Genomic DNA, 26,820 nt, shown 5'->3' on the forward strand with positions numbered 1-26,820 from the left:
GAATGTTGATGTTAAAACTCTTTTTACTCTCTTTTTTGTTGTTTTTAGGATGTGAGCAAAAGCCTACAAACGGACCCGCAAAGATACATTGGGACAGAGATATGTGTGACCGTTGTGTTATGGTACTAAGCGATAGAAAAAACACCGTGCAGTTGCAGCATCCAACCATGAAAAAAACATACAGATTTGATGATATCGGGTGTATGGTTTTATGGTTTGAAGAGGAAAAAATCGACTTTAAAGATAGCGCAAAGATTTGGATTACAGATGCTATCACAGGAGAGTGGATTGATGCAAGAAGCGCATTTTATAGCTCAGAAAATGTCACTCCTATGGCATTTGGTTTTAGTGCACATGCCTCAAAAGAGAGCATTAAAGAGGGCTCAGAAATTTTGACGTATGATGAGGTTGTAAAAAGAATAAAATGAAAGTACATCTAAAAAACACTATCCTTTTTCAAAATTTAGACGATGAAACCATCAAAAAGATAGAGAGCTTTACGACAGAACATAAGGTCGGTAAAGATAACATCGTCTTTTACGAGGGTGATGAGCCAAAGTATCTCTACCTTTTGGTAAAAGGTGTTATAAAACTCTACAAAACAACCTCAAGCCATAAAGAGATAGTGCTTAAGTACTTTCATGAAAATGAGCTTATCGGTGAGGTTGCAAACTTTGAGGATATCCCTTATCCTGCCACTGCAAAGGCGTACAGTGATGTAGAGTTTTTAAAAATAGATTTTGAAAAGCTCAAAGAAATCATCTTTCTTAACCCAAATCTAGCTTTTAACATCCAAACATCGCTAATCAAAAAGATTAAAAATCTTGAAAATATCATCTCTACCAACTTAGTTCTAGACTCAAAAGAGCGAGTAGCAAAGTATATCTACAACCACTGGGAAGATTTTTTTGAGACAAAAAACATCGAGATAGCTGAGATTTTGGGTGTTTCACCAGAGACACTCTCACGCATACTCAAATTTTTTAAAGATAACGGCACCATCAATGTAAAGAAAAAGTACATAGACAGAGACGCCCTTGTTCAGTATTTTTAAGCTTTACTGATACATATCAATAGCTAACTGTTAAGAGTTTGTTACAATATAAAAATTTTTTATATTAGGAAGACCATGCGCATCTTTTTTTTATTTTTGCCACTCTTTTTTCTTTGCAACGCTCTCTATGCAAACGAGAGTAAAGTTTGTCAAAAATGTCACCCAATTATCTATGAAGAGTACTACACCTCTTCCCATCGCAATAGCTCAACGACAAATAACCCTATCCATAAAGCGATGTGGGAAGCGTATCCAAAAGATGAAAAAGGTTATACATGCGCAAAATGCCACTCTCCAAGTGATAGTGAAGCACTGCAAAAAGGCATTTTGTCGGAGAATGAGATTCAGTCTGAAGAGCCTATCTCATGTGTTTTTTGTCACACTATCAAAAATGTGCAAGAGGGTGAACATGCAAATATAAACATCACGACGGGTGAGAAACAGGAATTTTATACAGCAGAAAATGGGAAAAAAGGAAATGCTACATATGAAACAAAATCCTCTTGGTTTGGGCTTTTAAAAGAGCCAAAAAGCTCACCATATCATAAAATAGACTATGACAATGAGGGCTACTATAGTGGCAATATCTGCATGGGATGCCATTCGCACACTAACAATGAACATGGTTTTGACATCATAATGCTCGATGCCCTTATAAATAAAGAGGATAAAAACAGCTGTGTCACTTGTCATATGCCACAAGTGCTAGGCACAAAAGTAACCATCAATGGCACACAAACACATGCTTACCATGGCATTGCCGGTATTCACCAGATGAGTGAGAAGATGGGTGCATATATCGAGTTTCAAATCTCCAAAAAAAGCAACGCTTTTGTCGTAACGCTCATTAACAAAGCAAACCACGCACTCTTTGGTCACTCTTTAAGACAGGGAATCTTAAAGGCAACCATCAATAGAGGCGGAAAAAATATCGAACTAGAACCTTTTGTTTTTGAGAGAGTTCTCGCTAAAGACGGCAAAGAAGCAATGCCATGGAATGCCAATAGTGTTTTAAAAGATACGCTCATCTATGCAAAAAAAGATGTCACATTTGCACAAGAGCTCCAAAAAGGAGATAAGCTAACCCTCACGCTCACAGCACAGAGAATCTCCGAACAAGGAGCAAAAAAACTAGGAGTTGAGGCAAAGAAAGAGCTCACGAAGTCTAGAGTTTTAAAATCAGAGAAATTTGAGTTTTAAGTAAAAAAATCTGTATCCTAATTTTTTGAAAAGGGAATAACTCTATAACCGATTCCATAAACACTCTCAATGCAGTTGTTTGAGAGTTTTTTTCTTAATTTTGAGACGAGTTTGCGTATATTAAGCGTATCTAGGTTTTCATGAGATGCGATATAAGAAGCCGTTATTTCTTCGTTTGAGTAGATTTTTCCTACATTATTTGTGAGTATTTGTAAGAAAAGTATCTCATATTTTGTAAGAGGAACGATGGTGTTGTCTATTTCTAAAATATGTGTCTCTTTGTCAAAAGTACACGTTTTATGTAGTTTGACAAGAGAAGATGGCGTAAGTTGGTTTTGTGCATCACCATTCAAGAGTAGCTTTTTTGTTGTTTTTTGAAGGGCACTAAGCAAATCTTGGTAATCGATAGGTTTTTTTATAAATTGCTCTATTTTTAGATTGATGAGTGGTATGAGATACTTTGCATCATCATGGGCTGAGAGCATAATGATAGTTTGGTTTGGGTTAAGAGTGTAGATTTGCTCTACAAGTTCAACGCCACCTAACTTTGGCATCTGTATATCTGAGAGAACAATGTCATAATATTTGGATTCTTGAGCATAAAAATCCCTATACTGTTTGAGTGCCTCTTCGCCATTTCTTGCGCTATGCGCATTTTCAAAAAATTTATTTAAAATCTCTCGTGTATTTTCACGCAACTCATCATGGTCTTCAACAAAGAGAATGGAGAACTTTTTTGTATCGTTGATTAACTCTTTAAATTTCAAAGACAACCTCATACTGTTTTTATTTATTAGACTTCTTGCATAACCTAACATTTTATTCCAAATCCTCGATCTGCGTTAATTAAAGCACATATCAGATTGAAGCGTAAACCAAATCGTTTTCTGCGATTTCGGTACTTTTCTCCAAGTATTTTAAATGTTTTTATTTTAGCATTCACATGCTCAACGCATATGCGAGCAGATGCTTTCATTTTGTTGGAAAGCTTATCTTCTTTTGTAAGAGGATGAAGTTTGGTTTTTTTCTTTGGAATATCACTATTCATATGAAGAGAATTGATTCCAAGATAGCCAGTATCTACTTTTACATTGGTCTCTTTTTTGATTGGCAATCTCGATTGTTTGAACAGCTTAAAATCGTGGATATTATGTACGCTAACAGCGGTACAAATAATGCGTTGATTGCTATCAATCACGATTTGTCCTTTGGCTGTATGTCGCTTTTTCTTTCCACTGTAGCATCTTTGTTGCCTTTTTTTGGGCGTTGAACTGAGCATTCAGTTGCATCGATAACGATATAATCAAGTTCAATTCCTCCATCTTCATATAAGGCTTTTTTACCAGGTAGTGAAAATTTACCTGATTGTATCAATACGCTCTCCATCTCTTGAATCACTCTTGATACTGTCGCTTCACTTACGCCATAGTCAAATGCAATATGTGCCATACTCCTATACTCTCGATAGTATCCCAACATAAGCAATAGCTGGTCTGCAATCGACAAAGTATTTGGTTTCCCGCCTCTGCTCTTTTTGGCTTTATGATACTCTTGGCATACTTCAAGCATCAACCCAAATGTCTCTTTTTTTACCCCTACCAATCGTTTAAAATCAGTCGGTTTCATTTTTTGCAATCGTTCATATTTTTCCATACAAACAAAAAGCAATTTCTGAACCGCTTTTTGGGTTATGCAAGAAGTCTATTATATCCATTATTGATTCCATATTCAATAAAATTGGATACTATAACGAAAAAAAGAGAGAAAGATGAAACTGACTATCAATGGCGAAATAAAAGAGTTTAAGGCGCAAATAACGCTAGAGAGCATGTTGGAAGAGTTGCATATAAAAGATCAAGTTATGGCAGCAGCTGTCAATATGCAAATTGTTAAGCAAAATGAGTGGGTAACATATAAACTGTCTGATGGAGATAAGATAGAGTTACTTGATTTTGTTGGTGGAGGCTGATTTTAAATAAGAGATTGTTTATGCCCTCTTACTTATTGCCACAACGGCAATAGCATACTCTCCATCATGTGTGATAGAGAGGCTTATATCTGAAATAGCAAATTTTTCAACAATTTTTTGTGTAAGTTGGAGTTTTGGAGCACCAGTTGGAGTTTTGTAAATCACTATATCGTGAAATCCACACTCGGCACCGATGCCCACTCCAAGAGCTTTAGAACACGCCTCTTTAGCTGCCCAAAAACCTGAAGCAGTTTTGTGGTTTTTGACAAGATCTATCTCACTTTGGGATAAAAACCTCTCAAGCGCTCTGTTCTTAAATCGTTCAACAAGCCGCTCCATACGAGAGATTTTGATAAGATCAATGCCAATCATCTACTGGATAACAAACTCTGTAAAGTAAATCCCCTCAATGCTTCCATCCGTAATCATAGAGTTAAGCGTGTCCATAATCTGCTCTGAAATTTTTTGTTTTCCCTTTTTAGAGGAGATCTCTTCGAGTGTTTTAGAGGTTAAGATTCTGATGATTCTATCTCGTATAACAGGTGTTTTACTATCAAGCTCTAAGCTGAGCTCTTTTCCGTTGAGTTCAAGGGAAATGGTAGTTTTTAGATAACGGCGTCCAGCGTCACTCTTTAGGTTGACAGTAAAGGCATCTAGCGGGTAGAGGGTGCCGATTTGACTGAGTTTTTTCGATCCCATCTCATCGCCATCATCTTTAGATCTGCTTGATGTGCTCTTTTGCTGTGCTTGAGGTGTTGCTGCTTGCTCAACTTGCTGTGGAGTTTGTGCAGTTTTTTCATCTTCACCCATCAAAAGAAATGCTACAACAGCACCTGCGATAATAATGAGCAGCAACACAACAATGATGATAATCATCAATGTATTTGACTTTTTACCCTCGCTGCTTGTGCTCTCTTCTTCTTTTTTCTCTTTATCAGCCATAATTTCTTCCTTGAATGTAGTCTCGTTAGTATAGCAAAATTTAAACTTTAGTCACAAATTTCTATATTAAGTGTTTTGATAATCTCTTCAAATATCGCTCCAGCTTCTCTGTTGACATCGTCATGATACTCAAGCACAACAACATTTTTTGCATCAGAGATGTGACATGTGTATGATTCAGGTTTCATTGCATATTTTGAAGTGATTTTGTCGATTGTGGAGCATACAAGCTCTCCCTCTTCTCTTCCCTCGTAAGCTATTGATAACTTATAAAATTTCTCTTCGCTTCTTACTTGTGCATCCATAAAACTATTTCCTTTAAAAAATTTTAGAAATTATACTACCATCTAAAGCAAAGGAGGTTTAAAATTAGTACCATTCTAGCAGTTTTGTTACTTCATCGACTATAAATGTTTTGATATTTGTTTTTTCCAAAGGTTTTTTGCAAACAAGTGCTTTAGTGATATTTTGCATATTTGCCTCTTTGAGTCTTGCATCCATGCCATAAACCTCTCTTACATCCCCGACAAGCGTTACCTCACCTATGAAGATGGTCTTTTTTGAGATGGCACGGTTGCGAAAACTGCTGATAATGGCTGCAAGTACCGCCAAATCCGCCGATGTTTCACTAATCTTGATTCCGCCTGTGACATTGATAAAAACATCATACCCCGATAGCGGAATTTCTAGTTTTCTCTCTAAAAGCGCTAAGAGCATATTGAGCCTGTTGTTGTCAAAACCGGTTGCTTGGCGTTTTGAGTTTGCGGTGTGTGACTCTGAAACAAGTGCTTGAACTTCAAGGATGATTGGGCGTGAACCCTCCATAATGACTGTGAGTGCAGAACCTGCCTGCTCTGAATCACGGTTGAAAAAGCGTGAACCGATGTCTGTAGCCGAGACAAGCCCATCACTGCGCATCTCAAAAACACCAATCTCGCTTGTCGGTCCAAAACGGTTTTTAAATCCACGAAGGATTCTAAGCTCTTGCGAGGAGTCGCCCTCAAAGTAAAGAACAGTATCCACCATGTGTTCTAAAACTCTAGGTCCAGCGATAGAACCCTCTTTTGTGATATGGCCTATGATGAAGATGGCGATGTTTTTATCTTTTGCTATGCGCATCAACTCAAATGTTATCTGTCTGACTTGAGTAACGGAGCCGGGGGCGGAGGCGATATTTTCCGAGTAGAGCGTTTGGATGGAGTCGATAATCAAAAAATCATACGCTCTATGTTCCAGCTCAACCAAAACCTGCTCCAGACGAATCTCACTTAAGAGATAAAGAGAGCTTTGGTTTGCTCTAAGGCGATTTGCACGCAGTTTTATCTGTGAGCTAGACTCTTCCCCGCTTACATAAAGAACATTTTGTCCGCTTGAAGCTATGTCTCCGCCAACTTTTAAAAGAAGTGTTGACTTGCCAACCCCAGGGCTTCCGCCGATAAGTGTAAGTGAACCCGGAACTACTCCGCCGCCAAGAACGGTATCTAGTTCAGGATTGCCTGAACTAAAGCGAAATATCTCCTCCTCCTCTATATCGTTGATGCTGATGGCTTTTGCCGATGAAGAGGTTGATTTGGCATGTTTTACAACCTCTTGCTGCTGCTCATTTAGCTCTACAAAAGAGTCCCACGCTCCGCAATTTGTACATTTGCCCATCCATCTTGGAGTAGTAAGCCCGCAATGTTGACACTCAAAAAGGATTTTTTTCTTAGACATCGACAACAACCTTTTGAAAATTTAGGACAATTATAAAAGCAAAATCGAAAAAGATATAAAAATATGACAAATTGCCATATTTGTTTGCTAGGCGGGGCTAAAGCCCCACTTCCGATAAGACTGTGCGGAGTAAATTCTTTAATTTTCCTCTTGCGAGTAGATAGCGTCTAGCAAGCCATCGACAAACTCATATTTGTCAAATGGTGTGAGATTTTCTGGTTGTTCGCCTGTTCCGACATAGAGGATAGGAAGCTCAAGCGCATAAGCGATGCTAAAGACGCTGCCGCCCTTTGCTGTTCCGTCAAGCTTTGTGATGATGATGCCGTCAATCCCTATCATCTCATTGAAGGCTTTTGCTTGCGCTATGGCAGAGTTGCCCTGTGTGCCGTCAATGATAAGGATAGTTCTGTGTGGTGCGCCGTTGTGGGCTTTGTCGCAGATTCTATGGATTTTTTTGAGCTCATTTGCTAGGTTTGTTTGCGTGTGCAATCTTCCTGCCGTATCGATGATAACATGGTCAAACCCTTTTGACTTTGCCGAATCTATGGTGTCATAAGCAACCGCAGAGCTGTCATGTCCCTGTTTTGAGGCGATGATTGGGATATCTAGCTTTTTCGCCCAAAGAGTGAGCTGTTCAATGGCTGCTGCACGAAAGGTGTCTCCTGCTCCAAGGATGACCTTTTTTCCCTCGCTCTTGTAGCGGGCTGCAAGTTTTGAGATGGTTGTTGTTTTGCCCGCACCGTTGACACCGACAATGAGTTCTACAAAAGGTGCCGTAAATTTTGGCTCTTCGTATGTTGTGTAGGCAAGTGTAGCAAGAAGTTTTGAGCGCAAAATATCGCGTGTTACCTTGCTTTGGTATATCTCATTTAAGATAATCTCTACAAGCGAGTACTCAACATCTGCTTCAAGCAAAATCTCTTCAATCTCCTCCTTAGTGAAGGAAGTTTGTCTTTTTGGAACTATAGATTTTATAGCCTCAGCTGTTTTGCTGAGTGATTTTTTTATAAATCCAAACATCACTATTTGCCTAAAGCGTTTTTGATGTCGCTTTCAATAAACTCCTCTTCAGTTGCGCCCACGTAGTGGTTGATGAGTTGTCCATTTTTGTACATCGCCATCGTCGGGATTGGGTATCTCTCTCCAAGGTCTAGCTCTTTAACGATAGCATCGCTTAGGCGTCTGTTTTGTTCAGAGTTGACTAAAACATAGTTTGCTTTGTAAGTGGACGCGAACTCTTTGAGTTTCTCGTTTGCTACATTTTCTTCGATGGTTATACCGATAATGATAAGATTTTCTTTGTATTTTTCTTGAAGTGAGCTGAGATGTTGTGCTGCAGCGCGGCATGGCGGGCACCAAGTTGCGAAGATATCAAAGATAACAATCTTATCTTGTGCGCCATCAAGCGTGAAACTTTGCCCAGATTTTTTGACAACATACTCTTTGCCATCCAGTCCTTTGAGTGGAAAATCGGTAGTTGCTATCATTTGATTCGCATTTGCCGCAGTGCTATCACCCTCTTTTTTGTTATCTGAACAACCATGAAAGAGGAGTGCAGAGAGCACGCTCAAAAGAAGAATATATTTTTTTGACATTGTAAGACCTTATTTTTAATTTTTAAAGTAAAATAGCCAAAATTATATCCATAAAGATTTGAGATGGCTCTTACAAAAACAATTTTTAGAAAAAAATGTCTGGATAAAATCAAAAATAGCCCCAAACATAACCGCTTTTATAAAAATCAAAAGATTCATGTGCAGCTTTTAAAAGAGCTGAAAAAAATGAAAAAGAGAAAGATTCTTTTTTATACTTCACTCCCTTTTGAAGCAGATACCGCAAAAGCAATCAAAAAAATGAGAAAAAAATATACAATTTTTGTTCCATTTATGCAAGGCGAAAGTTTTAAGATGGTACCATTTAGGTTACCGCTGAAGAAAAAAAAATTTGGTATTTATGAAGCGGGAACGAGTTTAAGAGATATTAAAAAAATTGATGTAGCTATAGTGCCTGTTGTCGGCGTGGATGGAAATTTACAAAGAGTTGGTTTTGGAAAAGGGATGTATGATCGTTTCTTTGCAAAGTTGAAAAAGAGACCATATACAATTTTTATTCAATCAGAGTTTTGTTATACAAAAGAGTTCATTTGTGATAGTTACGATATCGCTTGTGATGTGATAATTACGCCAAATATAAAAGTGCAAAATATGGCTAAAATAAGGAATAGAAGTGCTAAACGAGATACTAATTGGAGGCTCAATCGCCTCCGTTAGTGGGCTTGTAGGTTTTTTGATTTCTAAAAAAATAACGAGTGCTAATTTTGATATATATGTCGAAAAAGCAAAAGCTCAGGCAAGTGCGATAGAAAATGAAGCGCAGTTGCTTCTTTATAAAGCAAACATAAAATCTCAAGAGATAGAGTTAGAGGCTACAAAGTTGTATGAAAATGCAAAAGAGAGAGCCAAAGCCGACCTTGTGCAAAGAGAAGATGATGTTGCAAAAAAAGAGCAAACTTTTAAACGCTATAAACAAAATGAAGAGAGACGGCTTCAAGATGAAGTCGCTACTTTAAAAGCAAGACAAGTTGATTTAAAAAGAAATGAAAAATCTCTGGGTTTACTAAAAAAAAGATACGAAGAAAAGATAGACGAGGCGCTCAGTGCAGTGCAGCACTGTGCAGGAATGACAAAAGAGGAGGCGAAGACGCTTCTTTTGCAAAAAGTAGAAGAGAAGTCTCGTGCCGAGATAGCGCATGTCGTGCGACGTTATGAAAATCAGGCAAGAGAAGAGGGCAAAAAAAGAGCAAACTATATCTTAGCACAGGCTACTAGCCGTTTTGCGGGAGAGTTTGCAGCAGAGCGTTTGACAAATCTAGTTTACCTCTCTGATGATGAGCTTAAAGGGCGCATTATCGGAAAAGAGGGGCGCAATATCAAGACGCTTGAGACGCTTTTGGGTGTGGATATCATTATAGATGATACGCCAAATGCGATTTTGGTAAGCAGTTTTAACCTTTATCGTCGTGCTATTGCTACAAAAACGTTGGAGCTTTTGATTCAAGATGGTCGCATTCAGCCTGCGCGCATCGAGGAGATTTACACAAAAGTTTGTGATGAGTTTGAAGCAGAGACGCTGGCTGAGGGTGAAGAGATAGTCATCGACCTTGACATTGGTGTGATGCACCCTGAGCTTGTCAAGCTTATAGGAAAACTTCGTTACCGTGCGAGTTACGGACAAAATGCTCTTGCGCATACGCTTGAAGTTGCACATTTGGCGGGTATGATGGCTGCTGAGATGGGTGGAGATATAAGACTTGCAAAAAGAGCGGGACTTCTCCATGACATCGGTAAAGCACTTACTCATGAGCATGAGGGAAATCATGTCGATTTGGGAGCGCAAATCTGTAATCGCTACAATGAACATAGCGTGGTTATAAATGCGATTTACGCGCACCATGGACACGAGGAGATAAACTCCATCGAGTGTGGTGCGGTTTGTGCGGCAGATGCACTCTCAGCAGCGAGACCCGGAGCAAGACGTGAAGTGCTTGAGAGTTTCTTAAAGAGAGTAACTGCCATAGAAGAGATAGCTTCTGAGCATACCGGTGTAAAACAGGCGTATGCCATAAATGCCGGACGAGAGGTAAGAGTTATCGTCAATGCTTCACTTATAAATGACGATGAGTCGATTCTTTTGGCAAAAGAGATAGCAAAAGAGATTGAAGAGAAAGTTCAATACCCGGGCGATATAAAAGTAAATGTTATCCGTGAGAGCAGAGCAGTGGAGTTTGCTAGATAAACTAGTACAAATCCTCTGCATCATTAATTTCTGAATCATCGTAAGGGTCCATGTGCATAAGAACATGGGCTTTTTTCTCTTTAAAATGCTCTTTGATTTTAAGCTCTAGTTTGTCCGCAACAAGATGGGCATCGTAGAGCGAAATGCTGACGTTATAGACAAGATGTACAGAGATAAAAACGTGCGAACCTGACTCTCTTGTGCGAAGGTGGTGGAAGTTTGTCACTGCTTTGTCGCTTTGCAAAATAGTTTTGATGGTTTCTATCTCCTCTTCAGGAAGTGCCGCGTCAAGTAGCATCAAAATCCCCTCTTTGATGATAGGCATAGCCGAGTAAATCATATAAATACCGATACCGACACCAAGAATAGGGTCAAAAAGCTGCTCCCCGCTTATAGCGACAAGCCCAAGAGCCGCAAGAACTGCACCGTTTGAGATAATATCCGTTTTGTAGTGCAGAGCGTCTGCTTTTATAACCATATTGCCCGTTTTTTTTGCAACTTTGTTTAAAAAGAGTACTAGAAAAGAGGTAATGATGATAGAGATAACCATCACGGCAATGCTTATATCCATATGTTCCATCTCTCGTGGATGCGCAATCTTTACAAGTGCTTCATAGAGGATAAAAAGAGCGGAGAGTGAGATAACCGTCCCCTCGATAACTGCCGCAAGCGGTTCTATCTTGCTGCGTCCGTAGTTGAAATTATCATCTGGGTCTTTTTCTGCGTTGTGAAGAGCAAAGTAGTTAAATAATGAGACCGTCAAGTCAAGCAAAGAGTCGATAGCAGATGCCAAAACAGCGATAGAGCCGCTGAGTATCCCGACCGTCATTTTCATTATCACAAGAAGTGTAGCTACCGACGTAGAGACAACCGTCGCTTTTTTTTCTATTCTCATTTATGCTCCTGCCTATTTTAAGGTACAATTATAATAAATTTAACATATTACAGTGATTAAGATGAACATAAAAGAGTTAAGAGAAGAGCGTGCAAAGTGGATGGAGTGGAAAAATATAGCTCCACTTAGAGAGGCTTTGGCAGGTTTGCCTGATGGTTCATGGGATGTAACGCTTGGTGATGCAGTGAGCGTTAAAGGTGAAGCCCCTCAAAATATAGAAGAGACGGCAAGACTTATGATGCCTTGGCGCAAAGGACCATTTGCGCTTTTTGACACATACATAGACTCAGAGTGGCGAAGCAATGTAAAATATAACCTTTTGCGAAAACATTTTGATTTAAAAGATAAGAGAGTTGCCGATATAGGATGCAACAATGGGTATTATCTCTTTAGAATGCAAGAGGATGCGCCAAAACTCCTCGTTGGTTTTGACCCATCGCCGCTCTTTAAGACGCAATTTGATTTTATAAACCATTTTGTAAAGAGCGATATCGTTTATGAGCTCTTAGGTGTGGAACATGTCGAGTTTTACGAGCAGAAGTTTGACACTATCTTTTGTTTGGGGGTTCTTTACCATAGAAGCGACCCTGTGGCGATGTTAAAATCTCTCTATAAAGGGCTTGACAAAAAGGGCGAACTCTTTTTAGATACTTTTTACATTGAGGGAGAGGATGAGATGTGTTTAACTCCTGCATCGTCCTACTCAAAGATACCAAATATCTATTTTGTACCGACTATCAATGCTCTCAAAAACTGGTGTTTGCGTGCGGGATTTGAGAGTTTTGAAGTTTTGGAGACTTCCAAAACCGATGCAAGCGAGCAGAGAAAGACTTCATGGATAGAGGGGCAATCTTTGGAAGATTTTTTAGATAAAGAGGACAGTAGTAAAACAGTAGAAGGCTACCCTGCACCCGCTAGAGTCTATATTAGAGCAAAAAAGGAGAAGAAATGAACCAAATGCGACAAGAGATGGAAGATGATGATTTGGAGATAAATGAGTATCAAAACAAAAATGAGGTGCTTCTTACAACACACGAGAGAATCAACCAAGATTTATGCGGTGAGATAGAAAAACTAGAACATGGCTATGTCAATCTCAAACTTGTCACAACACATGAGATGATTGCTGATTCGATGGGGCTTATCCATGGCGGATTTATCTTTAGTGCGGCTGATTTTGCGGCAATGGCGGCGGTAAATGAGAAAAATGTCGTTTTGGTGGCGAGTGATTGTCAGTTTTTGTCACCAGTAAAGTTTGGAGATATCGTCAACTTCACGGCAAAAGTGCGCCATAAAGAGGGAAGAAAAAGAAATGTTCATGTAACAGCAAACGTGCTTGATATCAAGGTTTTTGAGGGTGAATTTAAAACTGTCGTGACAGAGCGACATGTGCTCAAACTCAAACTCAGCGGCGAAGAGAGTGACGAGGAGTAGCGTTAAAGATTCGCTATCCAGTAGTCACTGTACTGCTGCTCCTGTTTGATGGTGGTTGTGCCACCGTGTCCTGGGTAGATGGTTTTGTCGTAAGGTATCTCTTTAAATCTTCTTAGCGACTCTCTCATCTCTTTTGGCTCTGAGTAGGGAAAGTCTGTACGCCCTATGGAGCGTTCAAAGATAAAATCACCGCTAAACATAGCATCTCCTATCTCTATCATCGAACATCCGGGAGTGTGTCCGGGAAAATGTAAAAACTTTATCTTGACACCATCAAAATCAAACTCTTGATTTGCTTCTACTTCTACATCTGGCTTAGAAGGTGGCAGGTCTGGCATCCAAGAACTCTCTTGAAGCAGCATAACATCTGCCTTTGGAGTGTAGAGCGGGATTTTTAGCTTCTCTTGCAACTCGGTATTGCTCCAAACATGGTCAAAATGCCCATGAGTGTTGAGAATGGCTACCGGATTGGTCACATTTTGCATCACCCATTGTGCCGCCCCCATACCAGGGTCTATGATAAAATCTTTTCCACCCACACTTACAATATAACAATTTGTCTGATAATCACCCATAGGTTTTACTTTTATATGCATAGTTCACTCTTTTTTTGTGAAAGTATAACATCGGTTACCAAAATTCGATATAATAATTTTTTTTAAAGTTTACCAAAGGTTATCGATGCAGAAGTACGAGCTTATAACAGAACATCTTTGCTGTTTTTTGGATGATGAAGTTCGTAAGACGGGTATCCAAAATGTTGTTTTGGGACTAAGCGGCGGGGTTGACTCTGCTGTTGTGGCACTGTTGGCACAGAGAGTTTTCAAAGAGAAACTGCTTTGCGTGATGATGCCTTCGCACTACTCTTCACAAAGTTCTCTTGATGATGCAAAAGAGCTTTGTGATGCTTTTGGGCTTCGCGTTATCGCTGCTTCGATTGAGGGGATGCTTAAATCCTATGAGGAGCAAAATCCTGACATGGATAACCTCCGACGTGGCAACCTCTCAGCACGCCTTAGAATGGCTACTATCTTTGATATCTCGGCAAAAGAGAGAGCTTTGGTTTTGGGTACTAGTAACAAAAGCGAGTTGATGTTAGGGTACGGAACGCTTTATGGCGATTTGGCGAGCGCGCTTAACCCGATAGGCGATTTGTATAAGAGTGAAGTGTATGAACTAGCCGAGTATTTGGGCGTGACGGAGGCTATCATCCATAAAGCACCATCCGCCGATTTGTGGCATGGACAGAGTGATGAAGCCGACCTTGGCTACAGTTATGCCGAGTTGGATGCGGTGCTAAAGCTATATGTAGAAGAGCGGTTAAGCAAAGAGGAGATTATCGCACGAGGACATGATGCCCAGATGCTTGAGATGATAATAGAGCGGATTTTTCGCAACCAGTTTAAGAGAAAGATGCCCCTTATCGCAAAGCTCACCTCTCGAACGATAAACCATGATTTTAACTACCCACGAGATATTAGACTTTAGAGATACCATTATAAGGAGAAGAGATGAAAGTTGCATTTTGTAAGTATGAGAGCAGTAGAGAGGCACACTCAAATGTGAGTGATGTACTTGACGGCGAAGAGATTGATCAGGTAAAAGAGCTTGAAGAGGAGTTCGCCTCTTATGTGGATGCCGAGTACGCACTTGCCTCGTCTCATGGAACGGCGGCACTTCATTTGGCAATGTTGGCACTTGATCTCAAACGAGGCGACAAGGTTGTCTGCTCTGTAAACGCACATCCAAGTGTGCCTGAAGTTGTACGCCATTTTGATGCCGAACCTGTTTTCATCGACATCGATGCGCAGACTTACAACATCAACCTTGACAAACTAGAAGCCTATCTTGAGGATAACAAAGCCAAAAAACTAAAAGCTGTTATCGTTACGCATGTGGCGGGTTTGTGTGTCGATTTGAACAGACTTTACTCTATGGCAACCATCTATGATGTCAAAATCGTAGAAGATGCAAGCGAGGCTCTGGGTGCAACATATAAAGGCAAAAAGATAGGCTCAACTGGTGCAGACATCACCTGTTTTAACTTCTCTTCACACCTAAAAAAAGATATCTGCAACGGCGGTATGCTTGTGAGCAACTCTGAGGAGATTATCACAAGAGCAAGACTTTTAAGCTCTCATGCCATGGTGCGTGATGAGGACTCTTTGGAGTATGTTTACGATGTAACCGATATCGGTTTTGACTACTCCATGAGCCAATTAGATGCGGCATACATAAGAGCAAAGATTGGTGAGCAGGATGCAAATCTTGCGAGAATCCAAGAGATAGCGCAGATGTACAACAAAGCACTTGATGGAGTAAACCACATCTCCATACCAAAGACAAATGCGGAACATCCGTACTCTCTTTATATCATCAAAGTGGACAAAAACAGAGACTCTTTTGCGTTGGAGCTTAAGAAACATGGCGTTGAGGTCGGTCTTCACTACATCCCGCTTCACTTTTTGTCATACTACAAACATAAGTATCTCTTAAAAGTAAACAACTTTCCCGTAGCACTCACGACTTATCAACAGGTGATGTCGCTTCCTATCTATCCTAGCATGCAAAACAAAGAGGTGCAGTATGTGATTGACAAAGTCAAAGCAGTTGCCGCAACAAGAGTATAGTGTTTGAAAAAAAAGCTTATCTTTTGGGTTGAGGAGTATTTCTACAACCCAAACCTCTTCCAAAAAATCGTCTCGTTTCTCTTTTTGCCGCTAAGTTTGCTCTACTGTTTTGTGATGTTTTTGCGCTTTAGAGGCAAAATGGCGGAGGATTTTGACATCACAGTTGTAGGTGTGGGAAATCTCACGGTTGGCGGAAGCGGCAAAACTCCGCTAGTAACCGCTCTTGCTTCACACTATGAGGATGCGGCGGTTGTTTTGAGAGGTTATGGACGAGAGAGCCATGGACTTTTTGTAGTGAGCGATAGAGGTAAAATCCTTTGCGATGTTGCCACAAGCGGCGATGAGGCGATGATTTATGCACGCAAACTCCAAAACGCAGTTGTGATAGTTAGTGAAGATAGAAAAGCAGGGATAAAAAGAGCAAAAGAGATGGGCGCAAAAATCATATTTTTGGATGATGCCTACTCCAAACATGAGATAAAAAAGCTTGACTTTGTTATAGAAGTAGCAAGCAAAAACTCCTCATGCCTGCCATCAGGTCCATTTAGAGAGAGACTTTGGAGTACAAAAGAGGCTGTTGTGCTAAAAGAGGGAGTTGATTTTAAAAGAGTGGTTACTCTTCAAAATAAAAGTGATAAAATGTCGCTTTTAACTGCCATCGCAAGACCGCAACGGCTTGATGCGTATCTGCCGGAAGTTGTTAGCAAAAACTATTTTGAAGACCATCATGCTTTTGTCAAAGATGAGGTTCTGGAGATTTTAGAGAGAAACGCTTCAGACTCTCTTTTGGTAACTTACAAAGATTTTGTAAAGCTGGAACAGTTTGGCTTGCCGCTCTCGCTGCTTGACTTGGATGTGCAGGTGCGTGAAGATATTTTTAAAATTATAGATGATTACAGGGGAAAATATGCAAAAAAAGATTGAAACAGTTCAAACGCTTCTTGAGGCTCTGCCTTTTATAAAAGAGTTTCAAGGCGAGACTATCGTCATAAAGTACGGCGGTTCGGCGCAGGAGACACCACAGCTAAAAGAGAAGTTTGCAGAGGATATCTTGCTTATGTATCTTGTGGGCATCAAACCGGTTATCGTTCATGGCGGCGGCAGACAGATAAATGAGATGCTTGATGCACTCAAAATCGATACCAAATTTATCGACGGTCAGCGTGTAACTTCCAAAGAGGTTATGCGTATCGTTGAGATGGTGCTTAGCGGTGAGATAAACAAAGAGATAGCTTCACTTCTCAACTCTCACGGCGCAAAAGCCATCGGTATCAGCGGAAAAGATGCACACTTTATCTCCGCAAAGTCAAAAGATTTCGCAAAATGGGGACTTACGGGCAATATAACAAATGTAAAAGCAGAGGTAATTGAGAACCTTATAGCAGAGAAGTTTATCCCCGTCATTGCTCCCATCGCCGCAGGTGGAGAGCTTGGACACCCTGGGTTTAACATAAATGCAGACTTGTGCGCTTCTTATGTCGCAAAAGCCATTGGTGCGAACAAAATCATCTTTTTAACAGACACGGCAGGCGTACTAAACAACAACAAAGAGCTTTTCAGCACACTCACAAAAGCCGAGATAGAAGCACTCAAAGCAGACGGAACTATCCACGGCGGTATGGTACCAAAGGTAGATGCGTGCCTTGAAGCCATCGAGGGCGGAGTTCATAAAGCACACATTATCGACGGCAGGATAGAACACTCCATGCTCTTAGAGCTTTTCACATCCGCAGGTGTAGGAACGCAGATAACGCTTTAACTTTTTCTCGCCATCTTATAAAAGAGCTTCTCACTTGATAGCTCTTTTGGGATGGAAGTGTCATGCAATATGTTTTCGCCCAGTATCTTTGCAAGGTAAGGAGCGAGGACAAAACCTCTTGAACCTAAAGCGTTGATGATGTAGGCGTTTGGATAGCACTCCAACAAAGAGGGTGGTATCTTTGTACCGTTTTTTATGGATGGGTACTTCTTGAGGCTTGCATCAAAATCATAAATCTTGCCGATAACAGGAAAATAGCTCTTTATTGTCGCTCTTGCACCTCTATATACTTTTACGACCTCTAAATCTTTTAGTTTTATAAGCTCATCTGCTTCTCTCAGTAGCGTTTCAACTTGCCCCGCCTCCGTGTTTACATAAAAAGGGCATTTGTCGCATGAAGTGAGACACTCCATTTTTGCAGTGTCATGCCTCTCTTTTGTCGCACCGATGGCAACTGTACCGTCACTTTTATTGGTGGAGATAGAGATGGATTTGTGGATGTTAAACGGCACTTTTGTGGATGTTTTGACATCTATCTTTACACCAAAAATCGGTGCTATCTCTATGTAGGGAGTTTGCACTAAAGGCTTGATAACCCCTTGGGCAAGAATGATATTTTTTGCTCTAAACTCTCCAAAAACATAAAACCCATCTTCAAAGCACAGCTCTTTTACATCTTGTCTGTAAAAATCACACCCTCTCAAAAGCTCCTCACAAACCTCAAGAGGGTTTAAAATAGCGGCATTTTCATAAAAATAACCATCAATATCTCTGAAATTTGGCGTGATAGTTTGCAACTCCTCAGCAGAGAAAAAGCGGCTCTCTATAGCACTAGAACTTAATTTGCTCTCATCAAAATTCTCGTTTGCAACTCTTAAAACTCCTTTTTTGCTTAACGCATGAGGCAAAAGTTTTTCATAAAACGCAAGACTAAAAGAGAGAGCTTCATTGACAAACAAGTTGTATGGATTTGCTTTTCCGGGAAGCGGAGACAAAAACGCCCCCGCCGCCCCGCTACCGCCACCGGCAACCCCCTCTTGGTCTATCACGGCAACTCTCTTGGAGTTTTTTTGCAGATAGTGCGCCACATTACACCCCGCACTCCCAGCTCCGATAATCACAAAATCGTATGTTTTCATTTGCGTATTGTAATGTGTTGTGCGTTAAGGCTTTATTAGAATAGTGATGTTATAATCCCGCCCTATTAAAATCGAGGATAAAAAATGTACGGATTATTTGAAGACGAAGATGATATATTTATGGGATCACCAAAAAGCAAGTTAATGGATGTTGTGTTTAACGCAAACAATGATGTGGTCAGACACGAACTTGAAAAATTCATCGATAGAGCTGCTGCTATGGAGATGATGATGCGTGAGAAGTGTGGCGAGGAGTTTAGTGATGATGGTGATGAGATAGAAAAAGAGATTCGCTCTTACATTCTCACTCGCAGAGATGAAGTGGATAATTTTGCTAAAAATTTATATATAGAGCTGATGGGTTCGATTTTATCGCAAAGTGAATAATTGAAAAAAATTTTTGTTTTTTTTGCTCTTTTAGTGCTTAATTTTACTCCTGTTTTTGCTTCCCAGTTTAAAGAGAGTAAAGAAATTTTGCTGAAAAAAGATGAGCAAAAGGATATTTTTGTAAAATACGCTGATAAAAAAAAGCTTTTTACTTTTAGATGGACACTCTACAAAGATGGTGCTCTTGTCATTTTTCGTTCTTATGATAAGATAGTCGCACAAAATGTCCTCTCTTTGAGACATGAAAACCAAAGTTTTCGTCTGGAGTTGATGCCAAAAGGGGGCAAATATCCCCAAAGGGCTTATCTGCTTGTAAAGTTTAAAGAGTTCAAAGAGGAGTCTAAAGAGGCTCTTTTTGAACTTTTTCTTTTTGATAAAGATAAGCTTGTAGAGTTGGAAGAATTAAAAAATGGATAAAGTACAATATGCAAAGAGTTGAAAGAGAGATAGCAAGGCTGATTCAAGAGATAGATTATGACGTCGTCACTCATCTTTTTGAGAAGCTTCAAGGCGGAAAAAGGCTTCGCGCAAAACTGATTTTGAAAATTGCAACCTCAAGCGAACAAGCTCCTCTTCTTGGCGCAATTGTAGAGCTTGTCCACGGGGCAAGTCTGCTTCATGATGATGTTATCGATGAGGCAACACTTAGACGCGGTACACCTTCAGTAAATGCGACAGATGGCAGTAAAACAGCAGTTATGCTTGGCGACATCCTCTACTCAAAAGCTTTTAGCGAGCTTGTTTTGTTTGATAGAGAGATTGCAAAGGTCGTTTCATCCTCGGTTACAGCTCTAAGCAAAGGCGAGATGATGGATGTGAAGATGTCGCAAAATTTCAATGACGATGCGCAGATATATCTCGATATGCTCTACCTTAAAACAGCTACCCTCATAGAAGCTGCCGCTCAAGGAGCTGCTCTTTTAGAGGGCAAAGATGCACAAAAGCATGCTTTATACGGGAAAAATCTTGGGCTTTCGTTTCAAATCATAGATGATATTTTAGATATTACCGCCGATGAAGCAACCCTTGGCAAACCTGCTATGAATGATTTTGTAGAGGGCAAATGCACACTCCCCTATATCTACCTCTACCACGCACTAAATACACCAGAACAAGAGAGACTTCGCAGGCTTCATGCAAAAGTTTTAGACAAAGAAGAGACGCTTTGGATAAAAGAGAAGATGCAAGAGCATAAAAGCATAGAAAAATCTTTTGCTTTAGCGCAAAAACTATCCAACGAAGCGATGCAAGCCGTCAAAGAGGATGCAGGACTGATAGAAATTTTAGAAACCATGATAAAAAGAAGTTACTAATGCACTACTTAAACATAAGTTTTTCACACAAAAATTCAACGCTTGAGATAAGAGAAAAACTCTCCTACAAAGATGAAAACGCCACAAAAGGGTGTTTGACAAAATTAAATGCGGGCGAAGCTATCAACGAATCCATCCTTATCTCTACATGCAACCGTATGGAAGTTTTTTGTAGTTGCAGCGATATTGCGGGGGCAACGCAGCATATTTTTGAGATGCTTGCGGCAAGATCGGGCATCTCTATCGAAGAACTTGAGGGAAGAGCTGATATCTTTGATGACAGCAGTGCGATTCACCATCTCTTTAGCGTTGCATCCTCTCTTGACTCGATGGTTGTTGGTGAAACACAAATCGCAGGACAGCTTAGAGACGCATTTCGTTTCTCTTATGACAACGGATTTAGTGGGCAAAAACTTGCACGTGCGATGCACCACGCTTTTAAATGTGCTGCAAAAGTAAGAAACGCAACAGATATCTCCTCAAAACCGGTCTCCATAGCAAGCGTTGCAGTTGCAAAACTCAAATCTGTTTTAGAGAGTGTTGAGGGTAAAAAGGCTCTTGTTATTGGTGTTGGCGAAATGTCGGAGATAACGGCAAAACATCTTCTCTCAAGCGGAGCGGATGTTTATATCATGAACAGAACAGGAGAAAATGCCCAAAAACTCGCATATGATTGCGGTGCAAAAGTGCTAGAGTATAGCGAACTTGCAAATGCCATCAATGAGTTTGAGATTTTATTTACCGCAACTTCTGCTCCAGAGCCTATTATCACTGATGAGATTATCAAATCATGTGATTTTGAGAGATACTGGTTTGATTTGGCTCTTCCACGAGACATCAACTACCACAAAGGCGATAAAATCAACCTCTATGTGATAGATGATTTAAAAAGCATAGTAGATGAAAATATCGGGATTCGAGAAGATAGCGCGCGAAAAGCTCACGGGATTATTGGCAGAAGTACGGTGGAATTTTTTGAGTGGCTTAGTACGCTTAATATTGAGCCGATGATAAAAGAGATTTATCAAAAAGCTTTTGAAGCGGCACAAATCGAGAGTGAGCGTGTTATCAAAAAAGGGTATATCCCAAAAGAGTATGAAGCGCAAGCAAAAAAGATGGCACAGCAGGCGATGAAACGTTTTTTACACCAAATGAGCTCTAAAATGCGCTCTGTTTCAGAGGAGTCAAAAGCTGACATGCTTACAAGTGCAGTACAGTTTTTGATACAAAAAGATAGAAGCGAGATGCCAGACAAATACAAGTGCGAACATGCATTAAACATCATAGAAGGAAAAACAAATTGAGAAGAAGTAGAGCTTTTATTCCCACAGCAAAAGAGGCGCCCTCTGATGCAACACTGCCAAGCCACAAGTTTTTGGTAAGAGGCGGTTTTATCAACCAGCAGGGTGCCGGACTTTACAACTTTATGCCACTTGGCAAGATTGTTTTGGAGAAAATCAGAGCTATTGTCAAAGAGGAGCTAGACCGTGCAGGTTGCCAAGAGGTACAGCTTAGTTTTGTCACACCTATAGGATTATGGGAGAGAAGCGGTCGTTCTGAAGCTATGGGTAAAGAGATGCTCCGCATCCATGACAGACATGAAAACGAGTTTGTACTTAGCCCGACAAATGAAGAAGCTATGGTGGAGATGGTAAAAAACAGAGTGACCAGCTACAAAGATTTGCCGCTTAACCTCTACCAGATAAACACAAAGTTCCGTGATGAAGCAAGACCGAGATATGGATTGATGCGTGGTAGGGAATTTTTAATGAAAGACGGCTACTCTTTCCACTCAAGTACCCAAGATATGGTGCGAGAGTTTGACCTTATGGAAGAGACTTACAAAAAGATTTTCACAAGACTTGGACTTGACTTTAGAGTAGTTGCGGCAGATAGCGGTGCAATCGGCGGAGAGGGAAGCAAAGAGTTTCACGTTTTGGCAAACAGCGGTGAAGATACGCTTGTCGTATGCGAGGCGTGCGAGTACGGCGCAAATATCGAGACGATTTATGAGAGCGAAGAGGAGATTGATGCACTTAAAGCAAAATCTTACGAGGAGCTTCAAGAGCTAAAAATTGATAAAAAATGCTCTTGCGGTGCGGCACTTCACTTCAAAAAAGGGATAGAAGTCGGGCATATTTTTCAGTTAGGTACTAAGTATTCTGCACCGCTTGAAGCACATTTTAATGATGAAAACGGCAGAGCAAAACCTTTTGAGATGGCGACATTTGGCATAGGTGTGAGCAGACTTGTAGCGGCAGTTATCGAGCAAAACCACGATGAAGACGGGTGTATATGGACAAAAGCAACTGCTCCGTATGTGGTAAATATCATGGTTTCAAACATTAAAGATGAAGCTCAAATGCAATTAGGCGAAGAGCTTTATGCGAGACTTAAAAACTCTGGAGTCGATGTAATACTTGATGATTCTAAAGAGCGATTTGGTTTTAAGATGAAAGATGCGGAACTCATTGGTTTTCCATACACTATCATCATCGGAAAAGAGCTTGAAAACGGTATGGTGCAGGTTTACGAGAGACGCACAAAAGAGACATTGTCTATTGATGCCAAAACCGTTTACGGCAAGATTGTGGAGCTTCTCTCTTAATGCTCTATTTTTTGATTTATCTTTTTTTTGAAGTGCTTGTTTCTGTCAACATCTCTTCAGCTATCGGCGGATTGGCAACTTTTTTTGAGATAATTTTTAGCGCATTTTTAGGTTTTGCTATACTTGCAAATTTCCGTACAACTTTAAGAGAAAATTTGATGGCAGTCTCTTATAGCACTATAGATTTAAACGAGCTTCAAAGACTTAATCTTTTTACGATTGTTGGTGCTATCTTGCTTATCGTTCCGGGTTTTTTGACGGATATTATAGGTATTTTACTTCAGTTTAGCGTATTTACGTCTATGCTTGTTAATCGTTATGATGTAAAATCAAAGTATAAAAAATATAACAAAGAAAAGGATAGTGATGTCATTGATGTTGAAATTATTAGCGACAATTCTCATACTAAGTAGTTTTTTACGAGCAGATGCTTCGAGTGAGCAAGTTGAGGGTTTTTTAAAGAAGATGTTTGCGGGAAACCAAAGCATAAAGTCACTTAAACTCAAAGTTACTAACGTGACTGATGTCAAAGGGCATGATGATTGGAAGGCTTACTATGTTGAGTTTGACGCAATTTTAAAAAAGGATGGGCGACAGGTTGTTCAAAAAATGGTTTGGTTCTCTAATGGTGAGGTTATCGCAAAAGAGATTTTTGACTTAGAACAAGCAAAAGATATGAACGAGATGGTCTCATTGCCGATGAAACCTGAGCATTACAAGAAAGAGAATCTTATCTATGGAAATGAAAACGCAAAGTACAAGATAGCTATTTTTTCAGACCCACTATGCCCATTTTGCAAAACTTTTGTTCCTGAAGCATTGGAGTATATGAAAAAAGAGCCAAATAAATTTGCCATTTACTACTACCATTTTCCACTAGAATCGCTCCATCCAGCAGCAGTCGAACTTGTAAAAGCGGCAATAGCGCTTGAACTAAAAGGTGCAAAAGATGTTGTACTCAACCTTTACAAAGTCAACGTAAATCCTAAAGAGAGATCAAATGAAAAAATTTTAGAAGAGTTCAACAAAGTGATGCACTCTAACATCCAACCTTTTGAGCTTCTCTCAAAAGAGGTATCAGAGCATCTGCAAAGTGATTTAAAGATAGCTGACTCACTTATGGTAAATGGCACTCCGACTCTGTTTTTTGACGGTGTGATAGATAGAACAAAAATGAAATATAAAGAGGCAAAATAGATGAAAAAATTAGTTATAGCAACAAGAGGATCACAACTGGCACTTTGGCAGTCAAACCATATCAAAGCTGTTTTAGAGGAGCAAAATCCGGGGCTTGAGGTTTCACTTAATGTTATCGTTACAACGGGAGACCGCATACAAGACAAAGCACTCTCAAAGATAGGCGGCAAAGGTCTTTTTCTAAAAGAGCTTGAAGAGGCGATGCTTCGTGGCGAGGCGCAAATCGCTGTGCACTCACTCAAAGATGTTCCGACGGTTATGCCTGATGGTTTGCTCCTTGCGGCTATTACTGAGAGAGAAGATGCAAGAGATGCGCTTTTGTCTGAAAAATATACCAACATTGATGCACTTCCACAAGGTGCCGTTGTAGGTACATCATCACTCCGCCGTCGTATGCAGATACAAAAATTGCGTCCAGATTTGATTATCAAAGATTTAAGAGGCAATGTTGACACACGTATCAGAAAACTAAAAGAGGGTGAGTTTGATGCTATTATTTTGGCATCTGCAGGTATTAACCGTCTCTCTCTTTTAGATACAGTTAAGCATGTTTACCCGATTTCTCTTGAAGAGATGGTGCCTTCCATGGGGCAGGGAGCTTTGGGAATTGAAGCGGTAAATGACCCAGAAGTGCTTAAAATCATAGCATGTCTTGAAGATGAGTACAGCAGAATTGAGACGACTATTGAGAGAGATTTTGTCGATGAGCTTCAAGGCGGATGCCAAGTGCCAATAGGTGTCAATGCGACAGTTTTGGACGATGGAAGCATCAGTATTAGAGCGACATTGGGTCTTCCTGATGGTACAGAGATGTTGAGCGATATGAAAACTGCATCTAAGAGAGGGTATGAAAACATCGGTAGAGAGATAGCAGCAGAGTTTATCGCAAAGGGAGCAAAAGAGCTTCTTGTGCGTGCTGAAGCTATGATGGAAAATAAATAAATATGCAAAAAACAGTTGAGCTACTGAGAAAAAATGATGAGTTAAGAGTAATCGAGCAGGAGCTTGATATCTACCTTGAAATCCCTCATTTAGCCTATGCAGAGGTAAAGAAAAAAGATGGTGGTAAAGCGCTTCTCTTTACCAACGTTGTCGATAAAAAAAGTGGCAAAAAGTTTGAAGAAAATATTTTGATGAATGTTTTTGGGTCGTATAGACGCTGTGAGCTTCTTTTTGGAAGAACCATAGAGTCTGTTGCCGATGAGATTACAAAGCTTCTTCACATGAAGATGCCTGCTGGTTTTTTCAACAAACTCTCCATGGCGAGTGAGCTTTTTTCACTCAAAAATATCTTTCCAAAACGCACAAATATGAAAGCTTCATGTCAACAAATTCGATATCTCGATGATGCAGTTGACCTTTACAAAATCCCTGTACTCACGACATGGGAACAAGATGGTGGTCCTTTTATCACGATGGGGCAGACTTATACACAAAGTCTTGATGGCGAGATGGTAAATGTCGGGATGTATAGACTTCAGATTTACGATAAAAACCATCTGGGACTTCACTGGCAGATTCATAAAGACTCTTCGCACTTTTTTGACCAGTACCAAAAGGCGGGTAAAAAGATGCCCGTAACCATTGCTATCGGCGGAGACCCGCTCTACACTTGGTGTGCAACAGCGCCACTTCCTTATGGTGTTAATGAGCTTTTGATGTACGGGCTTATCAAAAAAGAGAACGCTAAACTTGTCAAATCCCTTACAAATCCGCTCTATATTCCCCATGATGTTGACTACGTTATCGAGGGATGGGTGGACACGGCAGAGATGCGTATAGAGGGACCTTTTGGAGACCATACGGGTTACTATACACTTGAAGAACCTTATCCGGTTCTTGAAGTAAGTGCCATCACTATGAAAAAAGAGCGAACTTATCTAGCGACAGTTGTAGGCAAACCGCCGCTTGAAGATAAATATATGGGCTGGGCAACGGGGAAGATATTTTTCCCGCTTCTAAAAACAACTGCACCGGATTTGCTTGATTATCATATGCCTGAAAATTGTGGCTTTCATAATCTTATTTTGGCAAAAATGCAGCCGCTTTACAAAGGACATGCAAAACAGTTTATGCATGCTTTTTGGGGTGCGGGGCAGATGAGTTTTGTCAAACATGCGATTTTTCTGGATGAAAAAGCTCCAAATTTGGAGAGTTATGAGGTGCTGAGTGCTTATATTCTTGATAGATTTACACCGAAGTCTCTTTATATCACCGATGGGATTTTAGATGCACTTGACCACTCTTCTCCAGAAGCACTAGTCGGCGGTAAGCTAGGCATCGATGCAACAGCAGCAAACAAAGTAGAAGCGCCAAATCTTTTAGGAGATGAAGAGTTGCTTCAAAAGATTCAAGAACTTATCCCTGACGCGCTAACTTTGCATCAGTTTATGCGAAGAACAAAAAACCCAATCACTGTAATAGCAATTCGAAAAACAAAAAATGCGAAAAACTACTTTGATGCCCTTCTTCCTTTAAGTATGCATCTACGGGTTGTTGTTTTTGTAGATGCTTTTAAAAATGACATTCATAACGCCTATATGCTTCTGTGGAGAGTGACGAACAATATGGACGCCATGAGAGATGTTTTTATCTCTGGTCTTATGGTTGGAGTCGATGGAACAAATAAAAATGCACTCGATGGATTTGAGCGTAGATGGCCTGATGATGTTGAGTGTACACCAAGTGTTGTAGAATCGCTCAAAAGTAAAGGCGTGTGGGATTTGAGTGAAAACTTGTATGAAAAGTTTCAATTAACGTGATTTAATATCATTTTAAAAGATTC

Annotated in this window: 32 protein-coding genes; 21 read left to right on the forward strand and 11 right to left on the reverse strand. The window is 40.2% G+C overall.

Annotated elements, in window-relative coordinates:
- Positions 1-8 precede the first annotated feature (8 nt).
- The 3 genes from AC6H4V_RS04715 to AC6H4V_RS04725 all read left to right on the forward strand — a co-directional run bounded on the left by AC6H4V_RS04715 (position 9) and on the right by AC6H4V_RS04725 (position 2,254).
- The gene (locus AC6H4V_RS04715) at positions 9-428 is read left to right on the forward strand and encodes a hypothetical protein (RefSeq protein WP_497607684.1); all 420 of its coding nucleotides are present in this window, start codon (positions 9-11) and stop codon (positions 426-428) included.
- Positions 425-1,054, forward strand: a complete 630-nt coding sequence (locus tag AC6H4V_RS04720; RefSeq protein WP_428729818.1) for a Crp/Fnr family transcriptional regulator — start codon at positions 425-427, stop codon at positions 1,052-1,054. Before AC6H4V_RS04715 ends, AC6H4V_RS04720 begins: the two co-directional genes overlap by 4 nt.
- A 75-nt stretch (positions 1,055-1,129) precedes the next feature.
- Positions 1,130-2,254, forward strand: coding sequence for a multiheme c-type cytochrome (locus tag AC6H4V_RS04725; protein WP_497607685.1), 1,125 nt, complete (start codon positions 1,130-1,132; stop codon positions 2,252-2,254).
- A gap of 17 nt (positions 2,255-2,271) precedes the next feature.
- Here AC6H4V_RS04725 and AC6H4V_RS04730 read toward each other — a convergent pair whose 3' ends face one another.
- The gene (locus tag AC6H4V_RS04730; RefSeq protein ID WP_497607686.1) at positions 2,272-3,021 is read right to left on the reverse strand and encodes a response regulator transcription factor; all 750 of its coding nucleotides are present in this window, start codon (positions 3,019-3,021) and stop codon (positions 2,272-2,274) included.
- Between the two features lie 44 nt (positions 3,022-3,065).
- Positions 3,066-3,907, reverse strand: a protein-coding gene (locus AC6H4V_RS04735; RefSeq protein ID WP_497606173.1) for an IS5 family transposase whose coding sequence is annotated in 2 segments (ribosomal slippage) — positions 3,066-3,508 and positions 3,508-3,907 — 843 coding nt in all. Because the reading frame shifts where the segments join, the coding sequence is not laid out codon by codon here.
- Positions 3,908-4,022: 115 nt separating this feature from the next.
- Here AC6H4V_RS04735 and thiS point away from each other — a divergent pair.
- Positions 4,023-4,223, forward strand: coding sequence for a sulfur carrier protein ThiS (gene thiS / locus AC6H4V_RS04740; protein WP_497607687.1), 201 nt, complete (start codon positions 4,023-4,025; stop codon positions 4,221-4,223).
- A gap of 18 nt (positions 4,224-4,241) precedes the next feature.
- Here the strand turns inward: thiS and acpS are convergent, their stop codons facing one another.
- The 6 genes from acpS to AC6H4V_RS04770 form a co-directional block, all read right to left on the reverse strand.
- Positions 4,242-4,595, reverse strand: a complete 354-nt coding sequence (acpS, locus tag AC6H4V_RS04745; protein ID WP_497607688.1) for a holo-ACP synthase — start codon at positions 4,593-4,595, stop codon at positions 4,242-4,244.
- On the reverse strand, positions 4,596-5,165 hold the full coding sequence (gene fliL, locus AC6H4V_RS04750; RefSeq protein ID WP_428729823.1) for a flagellar basal body-associated protein FliL: 570 nt from the start codon (positions 5,163-5,165) through the stop codon (positions 4,596-4,598). It abuts the gene before it with no gap.
- A 47-nt stretch (positions 5,166-5,212) separates the two neighbouring features.
- Complete coding sequence (locus tag AC6H4V_RS04755; protein ID WP_428729824.1) at positions 5,213-5,470, reverse strand: hypothetical protein; 258 nt, start codon at positions 5,468-5,470, stop codon at positions 5,213-5,215.
- 64 nt (positions 5,471-5,534) lie between these two features.
- Positions 5,535-6,878 (reverse strand): DNA repair protein RadA, encoded by a 1,344-nt coding sequence (radA, locus tag AC6H4V_RS04760; RefSeq protein ID WP_497607689.1) that lies wholly within the window; start codon positions 6,876-6,878, stop codon positions 5,535-5,537.
- Positions 6,879-7,016: 138 nt separating this feature from the next.
- Positions 7,017-7,898, reverse strand: a complete 882-nt coding sequence (ftsY, locus tag AC6H4V_RS04765; protein WP_497607690.1) for a signal recognition particle-docking protein FtsY — start codon at positions 7,896-7,898, stop codon at positions 7,017-7,019.
- Positions 7,899-7,900: 2 nt separating this feature from the next.
- The gene (locus tag AC6H4V_RS04770) at positions 7,901-8,473 is read right to left on the reverse strand and encodes a TlpA family protein disulfide reductase (RefSeq protein WP_497607691.1); all 573 of its coding nucleotides are present in this window, start codon (positions 8,471-8,473) and stop codon (positions 7,901-7,903) included.
- Positions 8,474-8,536: 63 nt separating this feature from the next.
- Here AC6H4V_RS04770 and AC6H4V_RS04775 point away from each other — a divergent pair, with 63 nt between their 5' ends.
- Together AC6H4V_RS04775 and rny are read left to right on the forward strand one after the other, a co-directional pair.
- The gene (locus AC6H4V_RS04775; protein WP_497607692.1) at positions 8,537-9,148 is read left to right on the forward strand and encodes a 5-formyltetrahydrofolate cyclo-ligase; all 612 of its coding nucleotides are present in this window, start codon (positions 8,537-8,539) and stop codon (positions 9,146-9,148) included.
- Positions 9,105-10,673: a ribonuclease Y gene (rny, locus tag AC6H4V_RS04780; RefSeq protein ID WP_497607693.1), complete on the forward strand. Its 1,569-nt coding sequence runs from the start codon at positions 9,105-9,107 to the stop codon at positions 10,671-10,673. Before AC6H4V_RS04775 ends, rny begins: the two co-directional genes overlap by 44 nt.
- 1 nt (position 10,674) lies before the next feature.
- Here rny and AC6H4V_RS04785 read toward each other — a convergent pair whose 3' ends face one another.
- A complete protein-coding gene (locus AC6H4V_RS04785; RefSeq protein ID WP_497607694.1) occupies positions 10,675-11,568 on the reverse strand; it encodes a cation diffusion facilitator family transporter in 894 nt (297 codons plus the stop codon).
- Positions 11,569-11,629: 61 nt separating this feature from the next.
- Between AC6H4V_RS04785 and cmoB the strand changes: the two genes are divergently transcribed.
- Together cmoB and AC6H4V_RS04795 are read left to right on the forward strand one after the other, a co-directional pair.
- Positions 11,630-12,520: a tRNA 5-methoxyuridine(34)/uridine 5-oxyacetic acid(34) synthase CmoB gene (cmoB, locus tag AC6H4V_RS04790; protein WP_497607695.1), complete on the forward strand. Its 891-nt coding sequence runs from the start codon at positions 11,630-11,632 to the stop codon at positions 12,518-12,520.
- Positions 12,517-13,002: a PaaI family thioesterase gene (locus tag AC6H4V_RS04795; RefSeq protein ID WP_497607696.1), complete on the forward strand. Its 486-nt coding sequence runs from the start codon at positions 12,517-12,519 to the stop codon at positions 13,000-13,002. The genes cmoB and AC6H4V_RS04795 overlap by 4 nt, the downstream gene beginning before the upstream one ends.
- 2 nt (positions 13,003-13,004) lie before the next feature.
- Here AC6H4V_RS04795 and AC6H4V_RS04800 read toward each other — a convergent pair whose 3' ends face one another.
- Positions 13,005-13,598 carry an MBL fold metallo-hydrolase gene (locus AC6H4V_RS04800; RefSeq protein ID WP_497607697.1) on the reverse strand — a complete coding sequence of 198 codons (594 nt, stop codon included), beginning with the start codon at positions 13,596-13,598 and terminating at the stop codon, positions 13,005-13,007.
- A gap of 85 nt (positions 13,599-13,683) precedes the next feature.
- On the opposite strand from AC6H4V_RS04800, the gene AC6H4V_RS04805 reads away from it, so the two are divergent.
- The 4 genes from AC6H4V_RS04805 to argB are packed head-to-tail and all read left to right on the forward strand — an operon-like array spanning position 13,684 to position 17,391.
- On the forward strand, positions 13,684-14,490 hold the full coding sequence (locus AC6H4V_RS04805; protein ID WP_497607698.1) for an NAD+ synthase: 807 nt from the start codon (positions 13,684-13,686) through the stop codon (positions 14,488-14,490).
- A gap of 23 nt (positions 14,491-14,513) precedes the next feature.
- The gene (locus tag AC6H4V_RS04810) at positions 14,514-15,632 is read left to right on the forward strand and encodes a DegT/DnrJ/EryC1/StrS family aminotransferase (protein WP_497607699.1); all 1,119 of its coding nucleotides are present in this window, start codon (positions 14,514-14,516) and stop codon (positions 15,630-15,632) included.
- Between the two features lie 3 nt (positions 15,633-15,635).
- A complete protein-coding gene (locus tag AC6H4V_RS04815; RefSeq protein WP_497607700.1) occupies positions 15,636-16,556 on the forward strand; it encodes a tetraacyldisaccharide 4'-kinase in 921 nt (306 codons plus the stop codon).
- Positions 16,540-17,391, forward strand: a complete 852-nt coding sequence (gene argB / locus AC6H4V_RS04820) for an acetylglutamate kinase (protein WP_497607701.1) — start codon at positions 16,540-16,542, stop codon at positions 17,389-17,391. Before AC6H4V_RS04815 ends, argB begins: the two co-directional genes overlap by 17 nt.
- Here argB and AC6H4V_RS04825 read toward each other — a convergent pair.
- The gene (locus AC6H4V_RS04825) at positions 17,388-18,530 is read right to left on the reverse strand and encodes an NAD(P)/FAD-dependent oxidoreductase (RefSeq protein ID WP_497607702.1); all 1,143 of its coding nucleotides are present in this window, start codon (positions 18,528-18,530) and stop codon (positions 17,388-17,390) included. The genes argB and AC6H4V_RS04825 overlap by 4 nt on opposite strands.
- Before the next feature lie 84 nt (positions 18,531-18,614).
- Here AC6H4V_RS04825 and AC6H4V_RS04830 point away from each other — a divergent pair, with 84 nt between their 5' ends.
- Genes AC6H4V_RS04830 through AC6H4V_RS04870 form a run of 9 tightly spaced genes read left to right on the forward strand, consistent with a single transcriptional unit; the run spans position 18,615 to position 26,797 of the window.
- Positions 18,615-18,917: a DUF2018 family protein gene (locus AC6H4V_RS04830; protein WP_497607703.1), complete on the forward strand. Its 303-nt coding sequence runs from the start codon at positions 18,615-18,617 to the stop codon at positions 18,915-18,917.
- Complete coding sequence (locus tag AC6H4V_RS04835) at positions 18,918-19,334, forward strand: hypothetical protein (protein WP_497607704.1); 417 nt, start codon at positions 18,918-18,920, stop codon at positions 19,332-19,334. It begins immediately after the preceding gene.
- Positions 19,335-19,342: 8 nt separating this feature from the next.
- Positions 19,343-20,230: a polyprenyl synthetase family protein gene (locus AC6H4V_RS04840; RefSeq protein WP_428729839.1), complete on the forward strand. Its 888-nt coding sequence runs from the start codon at positions 19,343-19,345 to the stop codon at positions 20,228-20,230.
- Positions 20,230-21,534, forward strand: a complete 1,305-nt coding sequence (hemA, locus tag AC6H4V_RS04845) for a glutamyl-tRNA reductase (RefSeq protein WP_428729840.1) — start codon at positions 20,230-20,232, stop codon at positions 21,532-21,534. Before AC6H4V_RS04840 ends, hemA begins: the two co-directional genes overlap by 1 nt.
- Positions 21,531-22,838: a proline--tRNA ligase gene (proS, locus tag AC6H4V_RS04850; RefSeq protein ID WP_428729841.1), complete on the forward strand. Its 1,308-nt coding sequence runs from the start codon at positions 21,531-21,533 to the stop codon at positions 22,836-22,838. Before hemA ends, proS begins: the two co-directional genes overlap by 4 nt.
- Complete coding sequence (locus AC6H4V_RS04855) at positions 22,838-23,251, forward strand: FxsA family protein (RefSeq protein ID WP_428731056.1); 414 nt, start codon at positions 22,838-22,840, stop codon at positions 23,249-23,251. The genes proS and AC6H4V_RS04855 overlap by 1 nt, the downstream gene beginning before the upstream one ends.
- Positions 23,214-24,035, forward strand: coding sequence for a DsbA family protein (locus AC6H4V_RS04860; RefSeq protein ID WP_497607705.1), 822 nt, complete (start codon positions 23,214-23,216; stop codon positions 24,033-24,035). Before AC6H4V_RS04855 ends, AC6H4V_RS04860 begins: the two co-directional genes overlap by 38 nt.
- Positions 24,036-24,977, forward strand: coding sequence for a hydroxymethylbilane synthase (gene hemC / locus AC6H4V_RS04865; protein ID WP_497607706.1), 942 nt, complete (start codon positions 24,036-24,038; stop codon positions 24,975-24,977).
- A 2-nt stretch (positions 24,978-24,979) separates the two neighbouring features.
- Positions 24,980-26,797 (forward strand): menaquinone biosynthesis decarboxylase, encoded by a 1,818-nt coding sequence (locus AC6H4V_RS04870; protein WP_497607707.1) that lies wholly within the window; start codon positions 24,980-24,982, stop codon positions 26,795-26,797.
- Positions 26,798-26,820: the final 23 nt, after the last annotated feature.

Source organism: Sulfurimonas lacustris, assembly GCF_059705355.1.